17 protein-coding genes are annotated in these 19,853 nt (G+C 73.0%); 14 read left to right on the plus strand and 3 right to left on the minus strand.

Features of this window, described 5'->3' with window-relative positions; all coding sequences use genetic code 11:
• Positions 1 to 3: 3 nt before the first annotated feature.
• On the minus strand, positions 4 to 726 hold the full coding sequence (locus OG927_RS30745) for an IclR family transcriptional regulator (protein ID WP_124280328.1): 723 nt from the start codon (positions 724 to 726) through the stop codon (positions 4 to 6).
• A 187-nt stretch (positions 727 to 913) separates the two neighbouring features.
• A complete protein-coding gene (locus OG927_RS30750; RefSeq protein WP_330321145.1) occupies positions 914 to 4,276 on the minus strand; it encodes a BTAD domain-containing putative transcriptional regulator in 3,363 nt (1,120 codons plus the stop codon).
• Between the two features lie 196 nt (positions 4,277 to 4,472).
• On the opposite strand from OG927_RS30750, the gene OG927_RS30755 reads away from it, so the two are divergent.
• The 4 genes from OG927_RS30755 (at position 4,473) to OG927_RS30770 (ending at position 8,744) form a co-directional block, all read left to right on the plus strand.
• A complete protein-coding gene (locus tag OG927_RS30755) occupies positions 4,473 to 5,042 on the plus strand; it encodes an SDR family NAD(P)-dependent oxidoreductase (protein WP_056799981.1) in 570 nt (189 codons plus the stop codon).
• Positions 5,043 to 5,140: 98 nt separating this feature from the next.
• Complete coding sequence (locus OG927_RS30760) at positions 5,141 to 6,397, plus strand: MFS transporter (RefSeq protein WP_330321146.1); 1,257 nt, start codon at positions 5,141 to 5,143, stop codon at positions 6,395 to 6,397.
• A 378-nt stretch (positions 6,398 to 6,775) separates the two neighbouring features.
• Entirely contained in the window at positions 6,776 to 8,026 is a 1,251-nt protein-coding gene (locus OG927_RS30765; protein ID WP_241191665.1) for an IS701 family transposase, read from the plus strand.
• Positions 8,027 to 8,072: 46 nt separating this feature from the next.
• Positions 8,073 to 8,744 carry a response regulator transcription factor gene (locus tag OG927_RS30770; RefSeq protein ID WP_277426289.1) on the plus strand — a complete coding sequence of 224 codons (672 nt, stop codon included), beginning with the start codon at positions 8,073 to 8,075 and terminating at the stop codon, positions 8,742 to 8,744.
• Positions 8,745 to 8,804: 60 nt separating this feature from the next.
• Here OG927_RS30770 and OG927_RS30775 read toward each other — a convergent pair whose 3' ends face one another.
• Entirely contained in the window at positions 8,805 to 9,578 is a 774-nt protein-coding gene (locus tag OG927_RS30775) for a maleate cis-trans isomerase family protein (RefSeq protein ID WP_056800550.1), read from the minus strand.
• A gap of 260 nt (positions 9,579 to 9,838) precedes the next feature.
• On the opposite strand from OG927_RS30775, the gene OG927_RS30780 reads away from it, so the two are divergent.
• The 10 genes from OG927_RS30780 (at position 9,839) to OG927_RS30825 (ending at position 19,829) form a co-directional block, all read left to right on the plus strand.
• On the plus strand, positions 9,839 to 10,996 hold the full coding sequence (locus tag OG927_RS30780; RefSeq protein WP_330321147.1) for a LeuA family protein: 1,158 nt from the start codon (positions 9,839 to 9,841) through the stop codon (positions 10,994 to 10,996).
• 52 nt (positions 10,997 to 11,048) lie between these two features.
• On the plus strand, positions 11,049 to 11,234 hold the full coding sequence (locus tag OG927_RS30785; RefSeq protein WP_056799978.1) for a hypothetical protein: 186 nt from the start codon (positions 11,049 to 11,051) through the stop codon (positions 11,232 to 11,234).
• Position 11,235: 1 nt separating this feature from the next.
• Complete coding sequence (locus tag OG927_RS30790) at positions 11,236 to 12,090, plus strand: ATP-grasp domain-containing protein (protein WP_056799977.1); 855 nt, start codon at positions 11,236 to 11,238, stop codon at positions 12,088 to 12,090.
• A complete protein-coding gene (gene argC, locus OG927_RS30795) occupies positions 12,087 to 13,142 on the plus strand; it encodes an N-acetyl-gamma-glutamyl-phosphate reductase (RefSeq protein WP_056799973.1) in 1,056 nt (351 codons plus the stop codon). Before OG927_RS30790 ends, argC begins: the two co-directional genes overlap by 4 nt.
• On the plus strand, positions 13,139 to 13,969 hold the full coding sequence (locus OG927_RS30800) for an amino acid kinase family protein (RefSeq protein WP_330321148.1): 831 nt from the start codon (positions 13,139 to 13,141) through the stop codon (positions 13,967 to 13,969). Before argC ends, OG927_RS30800 begins: the two co-directional genes overlap by 4 nt.
• A complete protein-coding gene (locus OG927_RS30805) occupies positions 13,966 to 14,529 on the plus strand; it encodes a type 1 glutamine amidotransferase (RefSeq protein ID WP_056799967.1) in 564 nt (187 codons plus the stop codon). Before OG927_RS30800 ends, OG927_RS30805 begins: the two co-directional genes overlap by 4 nt.
• A 73-nt stretch (positions 14,530 to 14,602) precedes the next feature.
• Positions 14,603 to 15,718 (plus strand): Glu/Leu/Phe/Val dehydrogenase dimerization domain-containing protein, encoded by a 1,116-nt coding sequence (locus tag OG927_RS30810; protein ID WP_056799965.1) that lies wholly within the window; start codon positions 14,603 to 14,605, stop codon positions 15,716 to 15,718.
• Complete coding sequence (locus tag OG927_RS30815) at positions 15,718 to 17,463, plus strand: AMP-binding protein (RefSeq protein WP_330321149.1); 1,746 nt, start codon at positions 15,718 to 15,720, stop codon at positions 17,461 to 17,463. Before OG927_RS30810 ends, OG927_RS30815 begins: the two co-directional genes overlap by 1 nt.
• Before the next feature lie 52 nt (positions 17,464 to 17,515).
• On the plus strand, positions 17,516 to 18,814 hold the full coding sequence (locus tag OG927_RS30820; RefSeq protein WP_330321150.1) for a pyridoxal phosphate-dependent aminotransferase: 1,299 nt from the start codon (positions 17,516 to 17,518) through the stop codon (positions 18,812 to 18,814).
• A gap of 37 nt (positions 18,815 to 18,851) precedes the next feature.
• The gene (locus tag OG927_RS30825) at positions 18,852 to 19,829 is read left to right on the plus strand and encodes a fumarylacetoacetate (FAA) hydrolase (RefSeq protein WP_330321151.1); all 978 of its coding nucleotides are present in this window, start codon (positions 18,852 to 18,854) and stop codon (positions 19,827 to 19,829) included.
• Positions 19,830 to 19,853: the final 24 nt, after the last annotated feature.

A 19,853-nucleotide genomic window follows, 5' to 3' on the forward strand; every position in this document is an offset into this window, starting at 1 on the left:
GCGTCAGTAGTGCAGGACGGGAGGCAGGCGGGGCGAGGCGCCGGCACGGACGAGGGCCGCGGTGACGGCCGCGGCCGCCCGCGCCGCCTCCTGGGCCGCCCGCTGCAGCCCTTGTGCGGACAACGTCATGACGGCCATCGCGGCGACGGTCCGGTCGTCGCGTCCCCGCACCGGCAGCGCCGCGCAGCACACCCCGTCCATCACCTCCGCGCACTCCAGAACCGCCCCCGGCAGCCGGCCCGCGGAGCCGGCCCGGCCCCGATCGCTCAGCACCTGGCCGGCCGCCGTGTCCAGCAGGAAGCTCATCCCGTTCCGCACCGGCACCAACGGCTCCACCTCGCCCGGCACGGACGCCACGGTGAGCGCCCGGCCGTCGTGCAGGACGGTCAGCAGGGCGCTCGCCCCGGTGGCCGCCCGCAGCCGGTGCAGCGGGTGACGGGCCGCCACCCGTAAGCCCGGGTGCGGCTCCCACGCCTGCCCGAGACGGTAGAGCTGCGAGCCGACCCGGTAGCGGCTGCCCCGCCGCTCCACCGCGCCCACCAGCAGCAACTGCTCCAGCAGTCGGTGCGCGCTCCCCTTGGGCAGGGCGCAGGCCGAGGCGATCTCGGTGAGCCCCGCCTCCCCGCCGCACCTGCGCAACGCCTCCAGGAGCGCGAACGCCCCCTCGATCACGCCTCTTCCGCGGTCCGTTCCCCGCTCCTGCTCCCCGCCCGCGTGTCGCGACATCTCTCCCCCAGCCGGTCACCGGGCCGTACCTCTTCGTACGGCCGCCGGGAGAGGATGCCCGACCTTCACGGCAGGGGCACACCCCGCCACGCGTGAACGTGACCCACAGCACACCGGCCACCGCTACCCGTGGGACGGGAGGAGCGCAAGAGGGCTCGGGGGCCGGAGCGTGCGCACCCTCCTCCGGTCAGCCGGAGGGGTCCCGTTCCGCGGCGAGTGCCGCACGAGCGATGCGGACCGCCTCTTCGGAGGTGAGCCGGGCGCCGTGGTCGTAGGCCTCCGTGAACGCGGAGGCCCCCAGGGAGGCCCGCGCCGAAGCGGCGACGCGGTCGACGTCGGTGCGTTCGGCGGGCGGCAGCGGGGCTCCGGCCCGTTGGCGGGCGGCAGCCGCCGCGCCCAGGAGCACGGCCGCGCGGGTGGCGGCGGGCGCGTGGCCGTGCAGGGCCGCCGCACCTGCGAGACCTTCCAGGGAGAGCGCCAGGGCGCGGGGCTCGGCGAGGGCGCGGGCGATCTCGAGTCCCTCCAGGTGGTGGTCCGCGGCCCCGCGCGCGTCGCCGCGGAGTTCGGCGGCGAAGCCGAGCTCGGCCAGGAGCAGGTGATCGCCCGCCCGGGACGACACATCGGCGTAGCCGTCGCGGATGTGCAGCAGGTGCGCCTGTGCCCCGTCGAGGTCGCCGGACCGGCGGGCGCCGAGGGCGAGGCCCATCACGGAGTGGATCTCGCCGTACTTGTAGCCCTGCTCGGCAGCGATCCGGCGGGCCTGTTCGTGCAGGTCACGGGCATGGTCCCAGTCGCGGGCGAGCAGCGCGAGGCGGCCGAGGCCGGAGAGCCGCGCGGACACCTCCGCTTCCAGACCCAGCTCCCGCGCCATCCGGAGCCCTTCGTGCTGGCGGCGCTCCGCGTCCGCGTACGCGCCCTTGATCTCGGCGAGCGCGGCGAGCGGGGAGACCGTCTGCAACTCACCCCAGCTGTCGCCCAGTTCACGGAAGAGCAGAGCGCTCCGCAGGCCGTCGCGGCCGAGCCCGGCGAGGTCGCCGCAGACCAGTGCGAGTGTCGCGCGCAGGCCGAGCGCGGCGGCGGTGCCCCACTGGTCCTCCGCGGCGGTGAACAGGGCGAGCGCTCGGGTGTTCAACTCATTGCTCTCGGCCGCGTCACCGGCGCTGTACAAGCCGTACGCGCACAGCCACAGTGCACGGGCACGACGTACGGGATCGGGGACGGCGTCACCGGCAGCGGCGAGGCCGGCTCCCCTCGCGCCGCCACTGTGTGCCGTGGTGGCGGCGACCGCCGCGTGATCTCCGGTCAGCAGTGCGAAGGCGGTGTGCAGGAGGGCGAGTTCGGCGGGTGCGGAGGGGGCTGACGTCGCGGCCAGCACCGACCCGAGGCTGCGGCGCGCTTCGGTGAGGCGGCCCCGCAGCAGCCACCACCAGGCCAGAGCGGTGGCCAGCCGGACCGCCTCCTCCGGTTCACCCGTGGCCGCCCGGCGCACCGCCTCATCGAGCGCCGTGCGCAGATTGCCGGCCTCCGCGTCCAGCCGGGCAAGCCAGGGCCGCTGCGCGGCCCCGCGCAGATGCGGCTCGGCGTGTACGGCCAGGGCCCGGTAGTGGCGCAGTTGGCGGTCCCGTACGGCGGTGAAGTCCTCCATCTCGTGGAGCTGCTCGGTCGCGTACGCGGCGACCGACTCCAGGAGGCGGTACCGGGGGCCGGTGGGCCCGTCCACCACGACCACCAGGGACCGGTCGACCAGCCGGGTGACGAGATCGAGGACCTCGTCCCGGGTGACGCCGTCACCCGCGCAGACCGCCTCGGCCGCCTCCAGGTCGCAGCCGTCGCTGTGCGCGGCGAGGCGGCGCAGAACGATGCGCTCGGGCGCGCTGAGCAGCTCCCAGCTCCAGTCGATCACCGCCCGCAGCGTCTGCTGGCGCGCCGGCGCACCGCGCTGCCCGAAGGTCAGTACCCGGAAGCGGTCGTGGAGCCGGGCGGCCAGGCCCTGGACCCCCAGGGCCCGCACGCGGGTGGCGGCGAGCTCGAGGGCGAGCGGGATGCCGTCGAGGCGGCGGCAGATCTCGGCGACGGCCCGGCGCTCGGGCCCGTCCGGGGCACCCGGGTCGCGCGAGAAGCCGGGGGTCGCGGCGGCGGCACGGTCCATGAACATCCGGACGGCGTCGGCGGGCGGCAGTGGCTCGACGAGGAACACCGCCTCGCCCGCCAGGCCGAGCGGCTGCTGCCCGGTGGCCAGGACGCGCAGGCCGGGGGCGGTGCGCAGGAGCAGCTCGGTGAGAGCGGCGGCGGCGTCGACGACGTGCTCGCAGTTGTCCAGGACGAGCAGGGTGCGGCGGTCGCGCAGGGCGGCGGCGAGGCGGTGCGGCAGAGAGGGGGTGGAGGTGCCGGTGCCCGGCAGGGAGCGGGGGACGTCGTCCCGGATGCCGAGGGTGGCGGCGACGACCTGCGCCAGGTCGGCGGTGGTGCCGGCGTGGATGCCGGAGAACTCCACGAGCCATGTCTCGCCGGCCGGTTCACCGGCCGCGGCGCCGTCCCGCTCGGCCGTGGCCGCGGCGACGGCCAGCCGGGTCTTGCCGACGCCGCCGGTGCCGGTGAGGGTCACCAGCCGCTTCTCGGCGAGGAGCCGGGAGATCCGGGCGAGGGCCTGGCGGCGGCCGATGAGAGGAGTGAGGGGGACGGGAAGGTTCGAGAAGGAGCCCGGCCCGGCCGCGTCCGCGGCATCCGGAGTCTCCGTGCTGTGCGCGGTCGCCGGAGTGCTCGACGTGGCCGCCCCCGGTGGGGGGTCCGCCGCCACCGTCCCGGCCGCACCCTGGCTCAGACCCGGGTCCTGCCGGAGCACCGCGCCGTGCAGGGCGGCCAGTTCGGGGCTCGGGTCGACCCCCAGCTCCTCGACGAGCAGCGCCCTCAGATCGTCGTACGAGGCGAGGGCCTCGCTCTGCCGCCCCGCCGCGTACAGGGCCCTCATCTGGACGGCGCGCAGCCGCTCCCGCAGTGGGTGGCGCGCCACGAGGTCGGTGAGCTCCCCGGCGAGCAGCGCATGGTCCCGTGCCTCCAGGCGCGCCTCCGCCTGCTCCTCCAGCACGGACAACCGCTGCTCCGCGAGGCGCTGCGCCGCCCCCCGTACGAACCCGCCGTCACCGAAGTCCGCGTACGCGGGCCCACGCCACAGCTCCAGTGCCTCGGTGAGCAGCGCGGCCCGGGCGCGGGGGTCCTGGGCGGGGCGGGCCCCGGTCACCAGGGCGCGGAACCGTACGGCGTCGACCTCGTCGCCGCCCTCGAGCCGCAGCCGGTAGCCCGGCGGCTGCCGCACCACCCGGTCGCGGCCGATGACCCGGCGCAGTTGGGAGATCTTGGCCTGAAGGGCCGCCCGGGGGTTGCCCGGAGGCACGTCGCCCCACAGGTCGTGGATGAGCCGGTCGGCGGACACCGGTCCCTCGTCGTGCGCGAGCAGATCCGCCAGCAAGGCCCGGACCTTGGCCTCGGGGACCTTGACCTCCCGGCCCGCGCCGTCCCACACCACCAGTGGCCCGAGCACCCCAAACCGCATGAGCACCACCGTACATGGCCGGGTGACCGGCGCCCGGCAGGCTTCCGGCAGCCCTCCCTCCACCGCCCGCACGCCCGTCCGGCCCTCCGTCCCGAAGGTTTCCGGAAGGTTCCCCGAAGCGTCTGGGCGCAGAGTCGTCCCCATGGGTGGCACCACGCACCGGCGAGGAACGGGCACCCCGGAGGGAGCAGCACCCATGACCAAGTACGCGCGCAGAACAGCCCTCGTCGTCGGTGAGGTCACCGGCATCGGTCTGGCCATCGCCAAACGTCTCGTGGAGGGCGGGGCGACGGTCCTGCTGACCGTGCGCACCGCACACGAGCGCGCCCACGCGATCGCCGAACTGGGCTCCACCGCCCGCGTCGTCACCCCGGACACCCTCGAAGCCGCTCTCGCCGCACAGTCCGGCACCGGACCCGGTGGCGGAGAGGGCCGCGTCGATCTGCTCTTCTCCGACGCCGTCGCCACCGTGCAGCCACTGCTGCGCCACCTCAAGGGCGGCAGCGCGATCGTGCTCACCGCCCCCACCCCGTGCCCCGACGCCGTACGGGCCCTCGCGGCCGAACTCGCCTCCCGGGGCATCCGCGTCAACGCGGTGGCCCCGGGCTGTATCGAGGCGCCGGGCGCCCGCACCGAACCCCTGCCTCCGCTGGGCCGTCTCGGCGCCGCCGAAGAGGTGGCCCGCGCCGCGCTCTTCCTGGCCACGGAGGCGACGTTCACCACGGGGGTCCGGTTCCCCGTCGACGGCGGACTCGGCCCCCCGTGAACCGGCCACCGAGGACCACCCCCGCGGCCCGGCCCCCACCGCCCCCGCACCCACTCGACGCCCCACACCTCCCTTCCGGAAGACCTGGAGCACATCCCATGAGCACCGCACCCGACACGGCGCCCGCCGCTGCGGCACCGGACCCGCAGAGCGGAGGCGAGGGACAGCAGAAACTCCCGCTGTTCGCCCTGCTGGCCCTCGCCACCGCCGTCTTCATCACCAGCCTCACCGAGACCCTCCCCGCCGGTCTGCTGCCCGCGATGAGCCAGGACCTGCGGGTGAGCGAGTCCGCGACCGGACAGACCGTGACGGTCTACGCGATCGGCACCGCCCTGACCGCGATCCCGCTCACCGCGGCCACCGCCGGCTGGCGTCGCAAGAAGCTGCTGCTCAGCGCCATGGCCGGCTTCGCCGTCGCCAACACGGTGACGGCCGTGTCGTCCGTCTACGAGCTGACGATGGTGGCGCGGTTCGTCGCCGGTGTCGCGGCCGGTCTCGCCTGGGCCCTGCTCGCCGGGTATGCGCGGCGCATGGCCCCCGCCCACCTCCAGGGCAAGGCGATGGCCATCGCCATGGCGGGTATCCCCGTGGCGCTGTCCCTCGGCGTGCCCGCGGGCACCTTCCTCGGTGACTGGCTCGGATGGCGCGTGGCGTTCCTGGCGATGACGGTGCTCACGCTGCTGCTCCTGGTGTGGATCGTCGCGGCGGTGCCGGACTTCCCCGGACAGGGGCGCGGCGAGCGGCCGAAGATGCTGAGCACCCTGCGCATCCCCGGAGTGACCCCGGTCCTCTTCGTCACGCTCGTCTTCGTCCTCGCCCACACCATCCTGTACGCGTACATCGCGACGTACCTCGACGACCTGGGTCTTGGCCGCAGCACCGGCCTGGTGCTCCTGGTGTTCGGCGCCGCCTCGCTGGCGAGCATCTGGATCGTCGGCGCGCGGATCAACCGACAGCTGCGCGGCCTCACCGTCGCCGGCGCCCTGCTCGTCGCCCTCGCAGCCGCGCTCCTGGCCGTCCTCTCCGACACCACCGCCCTCGTCTACGTCGCCGCGGTGCTGTGGGGTCTCGGCTGGGGCGGTGTGCCCACGCTGCTCCAGACCGCTGCCGGTGACGCGGGCGGCGAGTCGGCCGACTCGGCACAGGCCATGCTCGTCACGCTCTGGAACGTCGCGATGGCCGGCGGAGGCATCGTCGGAGGCATCCTGCTGGACGGGGTCGGCAGCGAGTCCTTCCCCTGGACCGTTCTGCTGCTCCTGCTGCCGGTGATCGCGGTCGTCCTGTACGCCCGTCAGGCGGGCTTCCCCGTCCGCCGGCCGACGGATCCGGCCGCGGGCGTGGACCCGGCGGCCTGACGCACCGGAAGCACGACGACCGACCGCCGGGGCAGTCCGTCCCCCGGTGGCCGGTCGTCCAGCCCTCTCGTGATCGGGACATCGCCGCCGAAGTCCGTGCCCTCGGGGACGCTCGGTGGCATGTTCATGATTTGTTAACACTTCACCTGACATGTCCGTGGTGGGGTTTCGCCACTGGTGAAGCCCGTTCCTTCCCGCCCACGCGTCACTCGCCACAGCCCCGGCGAAGGGAGTCTGCGCAGGTCAGCCCGTGAACTTGCAAAGTAGACGGCCGACCCGGGCAAACTCCGTCCCGGACGGTACTTTCACCTCGTACGTATGTGCCATGCATTCACTCGGATGCGAGCGGTGACGGGTATCGAGGGGGCGTAGCGTCAGATGTCGTCAAGCGAGGTGCGCGCGGGGGTGCCGGGCGACGGCGCGCACATGCAGCCGTTCATGGACGAGGTCTTCCGGGCGTTCGGGCGCTCCGAGCAGCGCCGTTGGGCCCAGACGTATCTGTGGGCCCTGATCCATGTGTCCGGCAGGAAGACGCCGCGGCGCATCGCGCTGGCGAGCCCCTTGCCGTCGGCCGCGGCGCGGGGCCTGCACCAGTTCGTCAACGTCAGCCCATGGGACTGGGTTCCGGTCCGCAGGCGGCTCGCCCGGCTGGTGGCCGCGCGGACGACGCCGCTCGCCTGGACCGTCACCGAACTCATCATCCCCAAGCGCGGCGAGCACTCGGCCGGTGTGCACCGGCGCGTGGACACGGCGACCGGGCGCACCGTCAACTGCCAGCGTGCGCTCGGCCTCTTCCTTGTCTCCGGGACCCAGTCCTACCCGGTGGACTGGAGCCTCGTGCTCGGCGGAGCGTGGGAATCGGACCGGGAGCGCAGGCGCCGTGCGCGCATCCCCGGGACCGAGAGGGCGCGCACCGCCGCCGACCACGTCGTCCGGTTCGCTGCCGAGGTCACCGCGCAGCCTCAACTCCCGCGCCTGCCCTGGGTGCTTGACCTCACCCGGTGCGAGGACGTGGCCGGGGTCCTCGCGGGCCTCGCCCGACTCCGGGCCGACGTCGTGTGCGAGGTCTCCGCGGAGCAGCAGGTGCTCACTGGGCAGCACGCCGCCGTGGTCAGTACCGTGAGCGCGCTCATGGAGGTGCGGCACGCCCGGCAGACACACGTGCTCCGCGGGCAGACCCCCGACGGCCGCGTCAGAGCCGTCCCGGTCCACACGCACGCGGGCGCGGTGGGGCTGCCGAGACCCGGCAACGCCGGCGACGCGGGCTCCCGCCCCTACCGCGCCGTGGAGCGGCCCGACCCGGACGGCCGGCAGCCGGCCCGCTACTGGCTCACCACGCTCGCGGGCCGCCGCGTGGAGGAGAACCTGCGGCTCGCCCGGAGCCACGCCGCGGCGCTCTCGGCAACGGCCACGCTCGTCCAGCGGTTCGGCCTCCTCGACTTCGAGGGCCGCTCCTTCCCCGGATGGCACCACCACATGACCATGGCCTCGGCCGCCCACGTCTACCAGCACCTGTTCGGCGCCCCCGGCGGGACCGCCGTTCCCGCCGACCCTCCCCGGGCGCCGACCGCGGGGCCACCGGACCCGCCGCACGCACCGGTCGCCGCGCTCACCAGCGCCCTGAACTGACGTGAAGGAGAGAAGCGAGGGTGAGCACGTGAAACGGGTACTCGTGGTGGAGCAGAACACCGAAGCCGCCGCGGCCATGGTGAGCGATCTCCGGCGGCAGGGATTCACGGCTCGCAGCGTCGGTACCGGAGAACGGGCCCTGCGGGCGCACGTCGAAGCGGATCTCGTGCTGTTCTCCCTGGAGCTGCCCGATATCGACGGACTGGAATTGTGCCGGTCCCTCAGGGACGGTGGCGATACAGCCCTGATGGCCGTCACCGATGCCGGCGACGAAATGGGGCGGGTCCTTGCCCTGAATGCGGGGGCGGACGACTGTGTGGTGAGAACCTGGGGCTTCCGTGAAATCGGTGCCCGTATCGATGCGGTGCTGCGCCGTGCGCAGCCCCGGCACGTCCTTCCGGGCGCCATTTCCCTGCACCAGCTCCATATCGATCCGCGTCTGCGGGAAGTGCGACTGCACAACCGGCTCGTCGGAGTCACGTCGAAGGAATTCGAGCTGCTCTACACCCTGGCCGCCACCCCTGAAACGGTCGTGACGCGAAAGGAGCTCATGGCCCGGGTCTGGGGGAGCAACTGGGGGCACACCAGCCGCACCATCGACACGCATGTGAGCAGCCTCCGGGCGAAACTCGGCAGCGGCGGCTGGATCATCACGGTCCGGGGCGTCGGCTACCGCATGGGGTACGCCTACCGCGTGCCCGAGACGTCCGCCGGGTGAGGGGGGTCCGGCGTGTGAGGGCCTCGAGGGGCGTTTCCGCGTCCGTCGAGGCCCTCGCCGTCACCGTCGCACCGACGCGCGCTCCAGCCTCCGCAGCAGCGGGTGGCGCGCCCCGTCGGTGACTCCCGCCACCCGCCGCGCCCACCAGGCCGAGGCGAGGTTGGAGGTCAGCAGTGTGCGCCGCGGCTCCTGCCGGACCAGCTCGGCGAGGGCGGCGAGCGTGCCCATGCCCGTACCCGTGAACAGCAGGGCCGTGTCGGCGGGCAGCTCCCGCTCCCGTATGTGCCGCAGGATCGTCCCGGTCGTCACCACGTACGGGTCGAAGTGCGCGGCGCCGCCCGCATCCGGGCCCGCGGTGCCCGGGCGGGCCGGCACGAGCACCACCTGGTCGACCGTGAGGCCGGCTCGCTCCCAGAAGGCGCGGGAGGTGTCGGTGAGCCACGGCTGGTACGGGGAGACGAGCGTCAGACGGGTCACCCCGAGGCCCTCGCAGGCCGTGAGGATCGCCTGCGTGGAGGACCGTACGGGGCAGCCGGCGCGCTCGGACAGCTCATCGCAGAAGGCCCGGTCGCCCTCGGGGCCCAGCAGGTAGTGCGACGCGCTGCACGCCACCACGACGGCGTCCAGGCGCAGCGCGCCGAAGCTGCCGAGGAGCGCCGGCAGCACCTCGTTGTACGTCTCCAGCATGGCCCTGAGCCCGACGCCCGGGGTCACCGGGAAGCGGGAGGTGTACACATTCATCGCGGTGCCGAGCAGATGGTTGAACTCGGGTTCCGCCGTCGGATTCTCCGGCGGCACGACGACCCCCAGGCGGGGCAGCGAGAAAAGATCCATGTCCGCACCGTAGGACGCGGGCCGTACCGACGGCCGTTCTTCGACCGGCATTTGGCATCCGCACCACACCCGTCTTGCATTCCCTTTCCTTCTTGACATTCCTTGACACTCCACCACGCAGGCCTGACACGGACGCTGTTGCTCTATTCAGCCGGGCGGCGAAGGATGAAGGCCGGCGATCAACGCCGGTGGTACCCCGAATTTCTATTCACGGACCCCGTCGGTAATGCAGACCCTTTCGGGAGCGAGGAGTGAAGGAAATGACAGCAGGAGAAAGCCCCGAGGAACCGGAGAGGCTGCCTCGCATATCCGACGCGACGCTGCGGGACTCCGCACACATGGCGGGCGTCGAGTTCGGCCCCGACGACGCCGCCGCCATCGCGGACCTGCTGGTGCGCACGGGCGTCGAGCTCGTCGAGGTGGGCATGGTCTCCGGCCCGGACTCCAAGGACGCCGACCTCGTCCTCGCCACCCATGCGGCCGTCGGCCCCGAGCGCAGCATGACGCTCCTCGTCGTACGCGACCGCCGGCAGGTCGCGCGTGCTCTCGACGAGGCGGAGCGCCTGGGCGTGCGCCACATCATGTACTCCATCCCCACCTCCGAGCAGCACGCGCAGTTGAAGCTCGACTCGGCCAGCCCCAAGTTCCTCCAGGCACTCGCGCGTTCCGCGATCTCCCAGGCCAAGGAGCGAGGCTTCCACGTCACGTTCAGCGGTGAGGACGGCGCCCGTACCCCCAGGGAGCGGCTCGTCCCCTACGTGGAGGCGGGGTTCGCGGCCGGGGCCGACCGGTTCCGGCTCGCGGAGACTGTCGCCCAGCTGTCCCCCTGGCAGATGGAGGAGGTGATCGCGGACATCGTCGCGATCGACGGCTCAGAGATCGAGATCCACTCGCACAACATGCTGGGCATGGCCGTCGCCAACTCCCTCGCCGCCGTCCGCTCGGGTGCGCAGTGGATCTCGGCGACCGTCGGCGGCATCGGCGAGCGGGGCGGCAACGCCCCGCTCGCCGAGCTGCTCACCTCGTTGCGTGTGATCCACGGCGACACCCGCTTCGACCTGACCCATCTCACCGAACTGGCGCGGATCACCCTCAGGGGCGCCGGCCTGGGGGACGCCTTCCAGTCCGGGCCGACCACCCCGCACGCCTTCGCGTACGAACTCCCGGGCCAGCTGAACCACCCGGAGGCGTACGAGACGCTGCCCGCCGAACTCGTGGGCAACAAGCGTGAGCTGCGGGTCCGCAGCCGCCTGACCACCGCACTGGTCACCTGGGCCCTGACCGGCTCGGGCCTCGAGGTCGACGTCGACGCCTTCACCCCGTGGCTGGCGGAGCGGCAGGAGCGCGACGGCCGGCCGCCGCTCGACCGGGACGCGATCCGCAAGGCCGCTATCGACTTCCGCCCCGTGTACGTCTGACCCCCACGCATCCCCCCTCTCCCCAATCCCACCTCATCAACGGAGTTGACCCATGTCCACCGTCACCCTGACCGGTGTCTGCCCCGAGTGCGAGACCGACCTGACCGTGCCCCCGGTCACCAGGGGCGAGACCCTCTCCTGCCCCGAGTGCATCCTGACCCTCCGTGTCGAGGCCGTCGAGGACGGACGGCTGACGCTGGAGATGATCGAGGTGCAGCTCCGCGACTGGGGCCAGTGACATGGGAAGCCACCGCACCGTCGCGGTCGTCGCCGACCGTCTCGCCTGGGAGGAACGTCTGCTGATCGAGGCTGCTCCGGCCTTCGGCCTCCGTCTCGACTGGGTCAACGACGAGTCACTCTCCCTCGGCCACCCGGACGCCCCGGCCGTCAAGGGATACGACACGCTGCTGATCCGCAGCCGCAGCTACACCCGCGGCGGACTGATCGCCACCCTCGCCGAGGCGGCCGGCGTCCCCACGCTGAACACCGCCCGGGCCATCCACGCCTGCGAGAACAAGGCCGCCCTGCGCGCCCTGCTGCACACCGCGGGCGTACCGGTGCCGGACCACCGACTCGTGCTCTCGCGCAAGGACTTCGACACGGCACTCGCCGATCTGCCGCTGCCCCTCGTCCTCAAGCCCGTCTTCGGCGGCATGGGCAAGCGGGTCACGCTGATCCGGCACGCCGACACCGCCCACTCCGTGTACGACTACATCGAGGATCTGGCACACGCCTTCGAGCAGGCCAGCGTGGTGGAGCCCTACCTGGGCGGCAGTTCGGTGCGCTGCCTCGTCGTCGGGCGCGAGCTGATCGGCGCGGCGGAGTTCGAGAGCGGCGGGAAGGACTGGCGCAACAACGCCGCGCTCGGCAACAAGAACCGCGCAGTCGACCACGACCCCGACGTACTCAAGATCATCGATGGCGTGGTGGACGTGCTCGGACCCGGGATCTACGGGGTCGACCTCTTCAGCACCCCCGACGGCTACGTCGTCAACGAAGTCAACCACGCGCCCGGCTTCCGGGCCGTGGCCTCCGCCACCGGGGCGGACATCCCCTCGGCCATCGGCCGTCATCTGCAGGAGCTGCTCACATGATCCGTGCAGGAGTCGTCGGTGCCTCCGGGCTCGCCGGCGGCGAACTCATCCGACTCATCACCCAGCACCCCGACCTGGAACTGACCTTCCTCGGCGGTTCCTCCAGCATCGGCAGGCGCCCGTCCGAGCTCCACCCCGGCCTGCGCATCCACCAGAACCTGACCGTGCAGCCCGTCACCGAGGAGGTCGCCGACAAGGTCGACGTCCTCTTCCTGGCCACCCCGGCGACGGTCTCGGCCGACCTGGCCGGCCTGCTCGCCGACCGGGTCCCGGCCCTCGTCGACCTCAGCGGTGCCTTCCGCATCCGTACGCCCGAACTGCACGACCGCTGGTACCCGAAGGTCAAGCGGCGCACCGACCTGACGGACCGCTTCGTCTACGGGGTGCCGGAGCTGGTCGGCGACCAGCTGAAGGACGCCGCGCTGATCTCGCTGCCCGGCTGCTACGCCACCGCGATCACCCTGGGCCTGGCCCCGCTCACGCTCGGCCTCGGGCTCACGCTGAAGACGGTGGTGGTGGACGGCAAGAGCGGGTCCAGTGGCGGCGGGCTCCAACTGCGCACCTCCGACCTGCACCCGTTCCGGGCCGGGGCCATCGCCCCGTACTCCCCGACCGGACACCGGCACGCCGCGGAGGTGGGCGACTTCCTGGAGCGGAGCAGACCCGGTGCCGTCGGCAATCTGTCCATGTCGGCCTACGGCGTCTCCCACGTACGGGGACTGCTGACCTCCTCGTACGTCTTCACCGACGACAAGGTGGACCAGCGCGAGCTGTCACGGGCCTATCTGCGCTTTTACAAGGGCCACCCGTTCGTGCGGGTGCGCCGGCACGACGAGACGCTGATTCCGGTGCCCGACCCGCAGGTCGTCCTCGGCTCCAACTTCGCCGATGTGACGGTCCTGCACGACGAGGAGGGCGGCCGGATCGTCGTGCTCGCCGCGCTCGACAACCTCGTCAAGGGTGCCGCGGGCCAGGCCGTGCAGGCCGTGAACCTGCGGTTCGGCCTGCCGGAGGAGACGGGGCTGACGCAGCAGCCGGTGATGCCGGCGTGAGCGCACCGCACTTTGTTCCCACGGTGGTGAAACTCGGCGGGAGCTGCCTGGACGATCTCGACGGCAGCTGGTGGGACGACCTGGCCCGCCACGGCCGGAGCCGCCCCCTGATTCTTGTGCACGGCTGGTCCAAGCCGCTCAGGAGGGTCAGCGCCCGCTACGGCGAACCGTCGGCGATCCTCCGCGACCGGTACGGCAACCAGAGCCGGTGGACCACGCCCGAGGTCATCGACGACATCAAGGCCGTCAGCACCGAACTGGCCGCGGACGTCCTCGCGCAGCTGGAGGACCGCGGCATCACCGCCGAGCGGCTGCTCGGCAGTGACGGTCTGGTGAGGGCGGGCGAGGGCGAGCGCTGGTGGTGGCGGGAGAAGCGGCTCGTCGAGCTGGAGAATCTCGTCGGCCCGATCACCGGGGTCGACACGGCTCCGCTGAAGGACCTCCGGCCGGGCCACGCCCACCTCGTCACCCCGCTCGCGCGGAACGCGGCGGGCCAGGAGGTCAACACGGACGCCGACCGGGCCGCCGCCGCGATCGCCGGGGCCACCGGCGCGACCGACCTGGTCCTGGTCACCGATGTGGGCCACCTCCTGATCGACGGGGAGCCGGTGTGCCGGATCAGCAGCCGGGACGCGGCCGCCTTCCGCGACAGGGGAGCGAAGGGCGGCATGCGCAAGAAGCTGCGGGCCGCGGGCGAGGCACTGGACCACGGCGTGGAACGCGTCGTCATCGGCGGCGCCGCCGTCACGGAGCTGCTGGACGGCCGCACCGGCACGGTCATCACCGACGCACCGGCCACCACCCACACCTCAGGAGCGAGCGCATGACGCGGCCCCGCGTACTGGTCGTCAACAACGGAACACTGTCCCTCAGGCAACTCCGCTCACGTTTCGAGGCGCTGGGGTCGCAGACCGAGGCGGCCGACGCCCGGTCCGTACCCGCCAGGGTGGACGGCCGCTACCAGGCGATCGTGCTGAGCGGCACCAAGGTACGCGCGTACGACAGCGAGTACTACAAGCCGCTCATCGACCTGGTCACCGACGCCGACGTTCCGGTCTTCGGCATCTGCGGCGGTCTGCAGATCCTCGCCGTCGCGGCCGGCGGACGCCTCGTGGAGGGGCCGCAGCGGGTCGGCGGCTACGAGGCACAGGTCGACACGGAGGAGCCGCTCTTCGCCCACGTGAAGCCGACGGTCACCGTCTTCCACCGCCACACCCTCTACCTCCAGGAAGCCCCGGCGGGCTACCGCACCATAGGCCGCTCCGCGCACGCGCCCGTCGAGTTCCTGCGCTCCGACGACGGCCGGATCTTCGGCTCCCAGGCCCACCTGGAGTTCCGCAAGGACGGGCTGGAGATCCTCCGGGGCTTCGCGCAGCTCTACCGGTGACCCGTAGCCGGTACGCCTCCTCCCGTCCCTCAGCTCCTGAGACCCCTCACACACCAGACGCAAGGACTTCGCCATGAGCGCTCCGGAAGAGCCGCAGGACCCCGCCCTCACCGTCCACCTCAACGGCAGCGGCGGCACCATCAAGGGCTGGGTGGTGATCGACACGCTCGTCGACGGCCTGGCCATGGGCGGCACCCGGATGACCGCCGGGGTGACCGAGGAGGAAGTAGCGGGCCTGGCACGCGACATGACCGAGAAATTCACCCTGGCGGGGCTGCGCATCGGCGGTGCCAAGGCCGGGATCGTCTCCGACGGCTCCCACCGCGAGGAGACCTTCCGCACCTTCGGCCGCACGGTGAAGCCGCTCCTGCACGGCGGCATCCACCTCGGCATCGACATGGGCGTCACCCCCGCCGACCGGGCCGTCTTCTTCGCCGAAGCGGGCTACGACCCCCGCTACCGCCTCGGCGCCCCGGACATGCCGATCGACTGGCGTACGTACTACGAGCCCTTGATCGACGCCACCGGCCACGGCGTCGGCGTCGCCGCGGTCACCGCCCTGGAGGCCCGTGGCCGCAGCGGACCGGCCCGGGTCGTCGTGCAGGGCTTCGGCGCGGTGGGCCGGGCCGTGGCAGGGTTCCTGGAGAACCGCGGGCACATCATCGTGGGCATCGCCGACGTGCAGGGCACCATCAGCGCGGACCGGCTGCCGGTCGCCGGACTGGTCGACATCACCGATCAGTTCGGGCGCATCGACCGCACCCGCCTGCCACAGGACGTCACGCTCTCCAGCGAACCGGAGGCCTGGCTGGACGTCGACGCGGACATCCTGGTCCTGGCGGCCCAGAAGAACGCCCTCACCGCCGAGAACACCCACCGCCTGCGGGCCGGCCTGGTGGTGGAGGGCGCCAACCTCGCCTCCAGCGCGGCGGCGAAGGAGAAGGTGGCCGCTTCCGGTGCCGCCCTGATCCCCGGAGTGATCGCCAACATCGGAGGCGCCGCCTCGGCGGCCCTGGCTGTCACCCGGGTCGTCCCGTTCGGCCTACCGGCCGAGGCACGCAAGGAGTGGGTGTTCGACTGGGTCGGCGACCGGGTGCGGCAGAACACCCGGGACCTGCTGGAGATCGCGGCGGCCCGTGCGGGCAACCCGTTGCCCGAGCTGCTCGCCGCCCGCCGGAAGGACCGCTGATGAGCGCGACGACCACGACGACCACGACGGCGGGGTCGGCCGAGGCCGCCGGGGAGCGGCCGGCTCCCCCCGTCCTCGGACAACGCGCCGCCGAGTACCGCCGCCGTGGCTGGTGGCGGGACGAGACCTTCCTCGACGACCTGCACCGCCAGGCACGCCTGCGTCCGCACCGGCTGGCCGTCGCGGGCCGGCGCGTGGCGGAGTCCCGCACCGACACGCTCGACTACGCCGAACTGAACCGTCTGACCGACCGGTTCGCCCTGGCGCTGCTCGACCTCGGCGTGCGGACCGGCGACTTCGTCGCCGTACAGCTCCCCAACCGGTGGGAGACGGTGCCGCTGATCTTCGCCTCCATCCGGGTCGGCGCCGTCATCATCCCGGTCTCGCCCCTCTGCACGGAGGAGGAACTGCGCCATCGCCTCGCCCTCACCGGGGCCCGGGTGTGCGTGACGCTCCCGGAGTGGTCGGGGACACCGCTGGCGGAGATCGTCACCCGGCTCAAGGGCGAACTGCCCTCCCTCGAGCACGTGTCGGTCGTCGACGGCCCGGCACCCGCCGGCGCGCTTCCTTTCCACGAGCACTTCGTGGCCGAGGAACGGGAGAGGCGTGAGGGCGCCGCCGACCGGCTGCACGGACTGGCGCTCGGCGCCGACGACCCCTTCGTGGTGCTGTTCACCTCCGGCACCACCGGCCCGTCCAAGGGCGTCCTGCACAGCCAGAACACCGTCCACTCGGCCGTACGCGGATACGTCGACGCGTTCGGCGCGGGCGACGACTGGGTGGCGGCGGTCTCCACTCCGCTGGTCCACTACTCCGGATTCGCGCAGGGCGTCCTCGCGGGCGTCATGCTGGGCGGCACCGTCGCCTTCCAGGACGTACGCCGCAACGAGGCACTGCTCGACCTGGTGGAGCGGTACGGGGCCACCCTCCTGTACGGGCCGCCCGCCACCCTCGCCGACGTCGCCGCGTCACAGCGGTTCGGGCGGCGCGACACGAGCACGCTGCGCCACGTGGTGATCGGCTCGGCACCGGTCCTGAAGGAGCTGGCCGACGACGTCCACGAGACACTCGGCGCCCGCGTCCACTCCCTGTGGGGCATGTCCGAGAACGGGCCGGTGACCACCACCCGGCCCGAGGACCCCGAGGGCTGGGCGGCGCGGAGCAACGGCAGGGCCATCGACGCCATGGAGACCCGTATCGAGACGTCCGGGGCGTACGGAACCGCAGGGGCGGAGGGCTCCGTGGGCCTGCTCAAGGTGCGCGGCGCGTCCCTCGCGCTCGGGTACCACCGGCGTCCGGAGGCGTTCGCGGCCGAGCTCGGCGCGGACGGCTGGTTCGACACCGGCGACCTCGCCCGCGACGACGGCCGGGGCGGCATCCGCATCATCGGCCGGGCCCGGGACGCGGTCCTGCGGGACGGGCGGGTGGCGCCGATGACGGAGCTGGAGGCGGTGATCGGCAGCCACCCGAAGGCCGTCGAGGCCGCGCTGGTCGGCCTGGAGACGCCGGCGGGCGGTACCGGGGAGGCCGCGCCCCGGAACGTCATCGTGGCCGTCGTGGTCCCACGCGGTGGTCAGGGCCCGACACTCGACGAGGTCCGGACCCGGATCACGGAAGCGGGCCACGACACCCTCTTCCTGCCGGACCGGCTGGAGCTGGTCCCCGTCCTCCCGAAGACGCTGACCGGCAAGGTCCGCAAGGCGGAGCTGCGCGAACGGTACGCCACGCCGATGCCCGCCTCCTGACCCGCAGCCCCGCCACCCGACGCGCCCCTTCACCCCGACCGCTGGAGTTGTCATGCCCGAACCCGCACCGATCCCCATGTCGGCGACCCTCGCCGCCGACGAGGCCCTGGCCCGACGGCGCCGGGCGGGGGAGCGGGTCCTGTCGATGGCCGGCGGGGAGATCGGCCTGCCCGTCCTTCCCGCGCTCAGGGATCGGCTCGCCGCCGCGGCTGCCGAGAACGCGTACGGCCCCGTCGCCGGAAGCCCCGCCCTGCGGACCGCCGTCGCCGGGTACTGGGAGCGGCGCGGCCTGGCCGTCGACCCCGGGCTCGTCGTGGCCGGCCCCGGCAGCAAGTCGCTGCTGTTCGCGCTGCTCCTCGCCATCGGCGGGGACGTGGTCGTGCCGGTCCCGAGCTGGGTCAGCTACGCGGCCCAGGCCCGGCTGGCCGGAGCACGGCCCATCCCCGTACCGATCCGGCCGGGGCAGGGCGGGGTGCCCGACCCGGACCGGCTGCGTGAGGCCGTCGTCGACGCCAGGGCCGCCGGGCAGGACCCGCGCGTCGTGGTCGTGACCGTCCCGGACAACCCGACCGGAACGGTCGCGTCGGCCGCCACCGTTCGGCGGCTGGCCGACACGGCTCGCGAACTGGACCTCGTCATCGTCTCCGACGAGATCTACGGCGACCTGGTGTATGACAGTTCCGAGCCGGCCGTCTCCCCGGCCCTGCACGCGCCGGAGCGGACCGTCGTCACCACCGGGCTCACCAAGAACCTGGCACTGGGCGGCTGGCGGACGGGAGTGGCCCGGCTGCCCGACAGCGAGCCGGGACGCGCTCTGCACACCCGGCTCGTCGCGGTCGCCAGCCAGATCTGGTCGAGCCCTCCCGCGCCGGTGCAGACGGCGGCCGCGTACGCGTTCGGGGAACCGCCCGAGGTCACCGAGCGCATCGCGGCGAGCCGGCGCCTGCACGAGAAGGTGGTGCGCGCGGTCGCCGCCCACTTCGCGGCCGCGGGCGCGAAGGCGGCCCCCGTCGCCGCGACCTGCTACCTCTACCCGGACTTCGAGCCCCTGCGGGAGCACCTGGCCCAGGTGCACGGTGTCCACGACGGGGACGCCCTGGCCGGGCTGTTCTCGGAGCGCTACGGGGTCGGTGTGCTGCCCGCGAGCGCCTTCGGGGAGCCCGGACGCCCCCTGCGCATCCGCGCGGCGACCAGTCACTTCTACGGCACGACCGACGAGCGGCGCACGGCCGCCCTGGAGGCGGCGGACCCGCTCGCCCTGCCGTGGATACGCACGGCGGTCGACCGGGTCGGCGAGGTCCTGGCCGACCTCACGGGCGCGGACGTGCCCGCCCTCGTCCCGCACTCCTGATCCGCCTCGACCCATCCTCGTACAGAAGGAGCCACCCATGTCCCGCCCCGACCTCCCCGTCCTCTTCGAAGGCCTGTACAACGGCGAACGCCACGTCGGTTTCGGCCGCCACGAAGACGGTGCCGAGCAGACCCTGTACCGGGTGGAGGACGGCCGGGTAGCCGCTGCCTTCATCGCCACCGACGGCTCGGAGGAGGCACTGCGGGCGGCACTCACCGAGGGCTCCACGGCTGTCACCGTCACCGCCGGGGACCCCGGGCTGCGGCTGCTCCCTCCGTTGCTGCCGGCGGCGACGGGCAACGCCCTGCTGAGCGGCTTCATGGGCACGCACAAGAAGAAGTGGGGCGGCGAAACCGCACCGGAGGGGGGAGAGTTCACCCCGCCCAAGTGGTTCTTCAAGGGATTCGGCGACTGGGTGCGGCTGCCAGGCGAGGCGCTGAACGTGCCCGCACGCCCCGTCGCCCTCATCGAGGAGCCGGAGGTCGCCCTCGTCTACGTCAACGACGCCGACGGCACTCCGCACTACGCGGGCTACACCTTCGGCAACGACCTGTGCGACATCGGCCTGCACCGCCAGGACCCGGGCTACAACCCGTACTGCAAGCTGTGCGACACCGCGCTCACCCCCTGGCTCTTCCTCGGCCCCCCGCCCCGCACGGTGACCGGCCGGGTCACCATCGTCCGGGACGGCGCGACCGCGTGGGAGGGCACCTTCGACTGTGGCGACGACGCCCTCTACTACCGGGTGCAGGACATGGCCGACCACCTGTTCACCTTCCCTGCGGTGCGACGGCCCGGGCTGGTCAACTACGTCCTCCTGGGTGCCGACGAGGCCAGCTTCCACGACGGCTTCCGGATCGCCGACGGCGACCGCGTCGCGATCGACGTGAAGAGCCACGGCGTCGCCTTCGAGAACCAGGTGCGGTACGTCTCCCCGGCGCCCTCCGCCACCCCGGCCGCGGCCCCGGCTCCCGCCGCAGCGGCCGCGGCCCCGGAGCCTGTCGCCACGGTATGAACACCTCATGAAGCAGGGCCGGTT

It is taken from the genome of Streptomyces clavifer (genome assembly GCF_036345975.1).
Classification (GTDB): Bacteria; Actinomycetota; Actinomycetes; order Streptomycetales; family Streptomycetaceae; genus Streptomyces; species Streptomyces clavifer.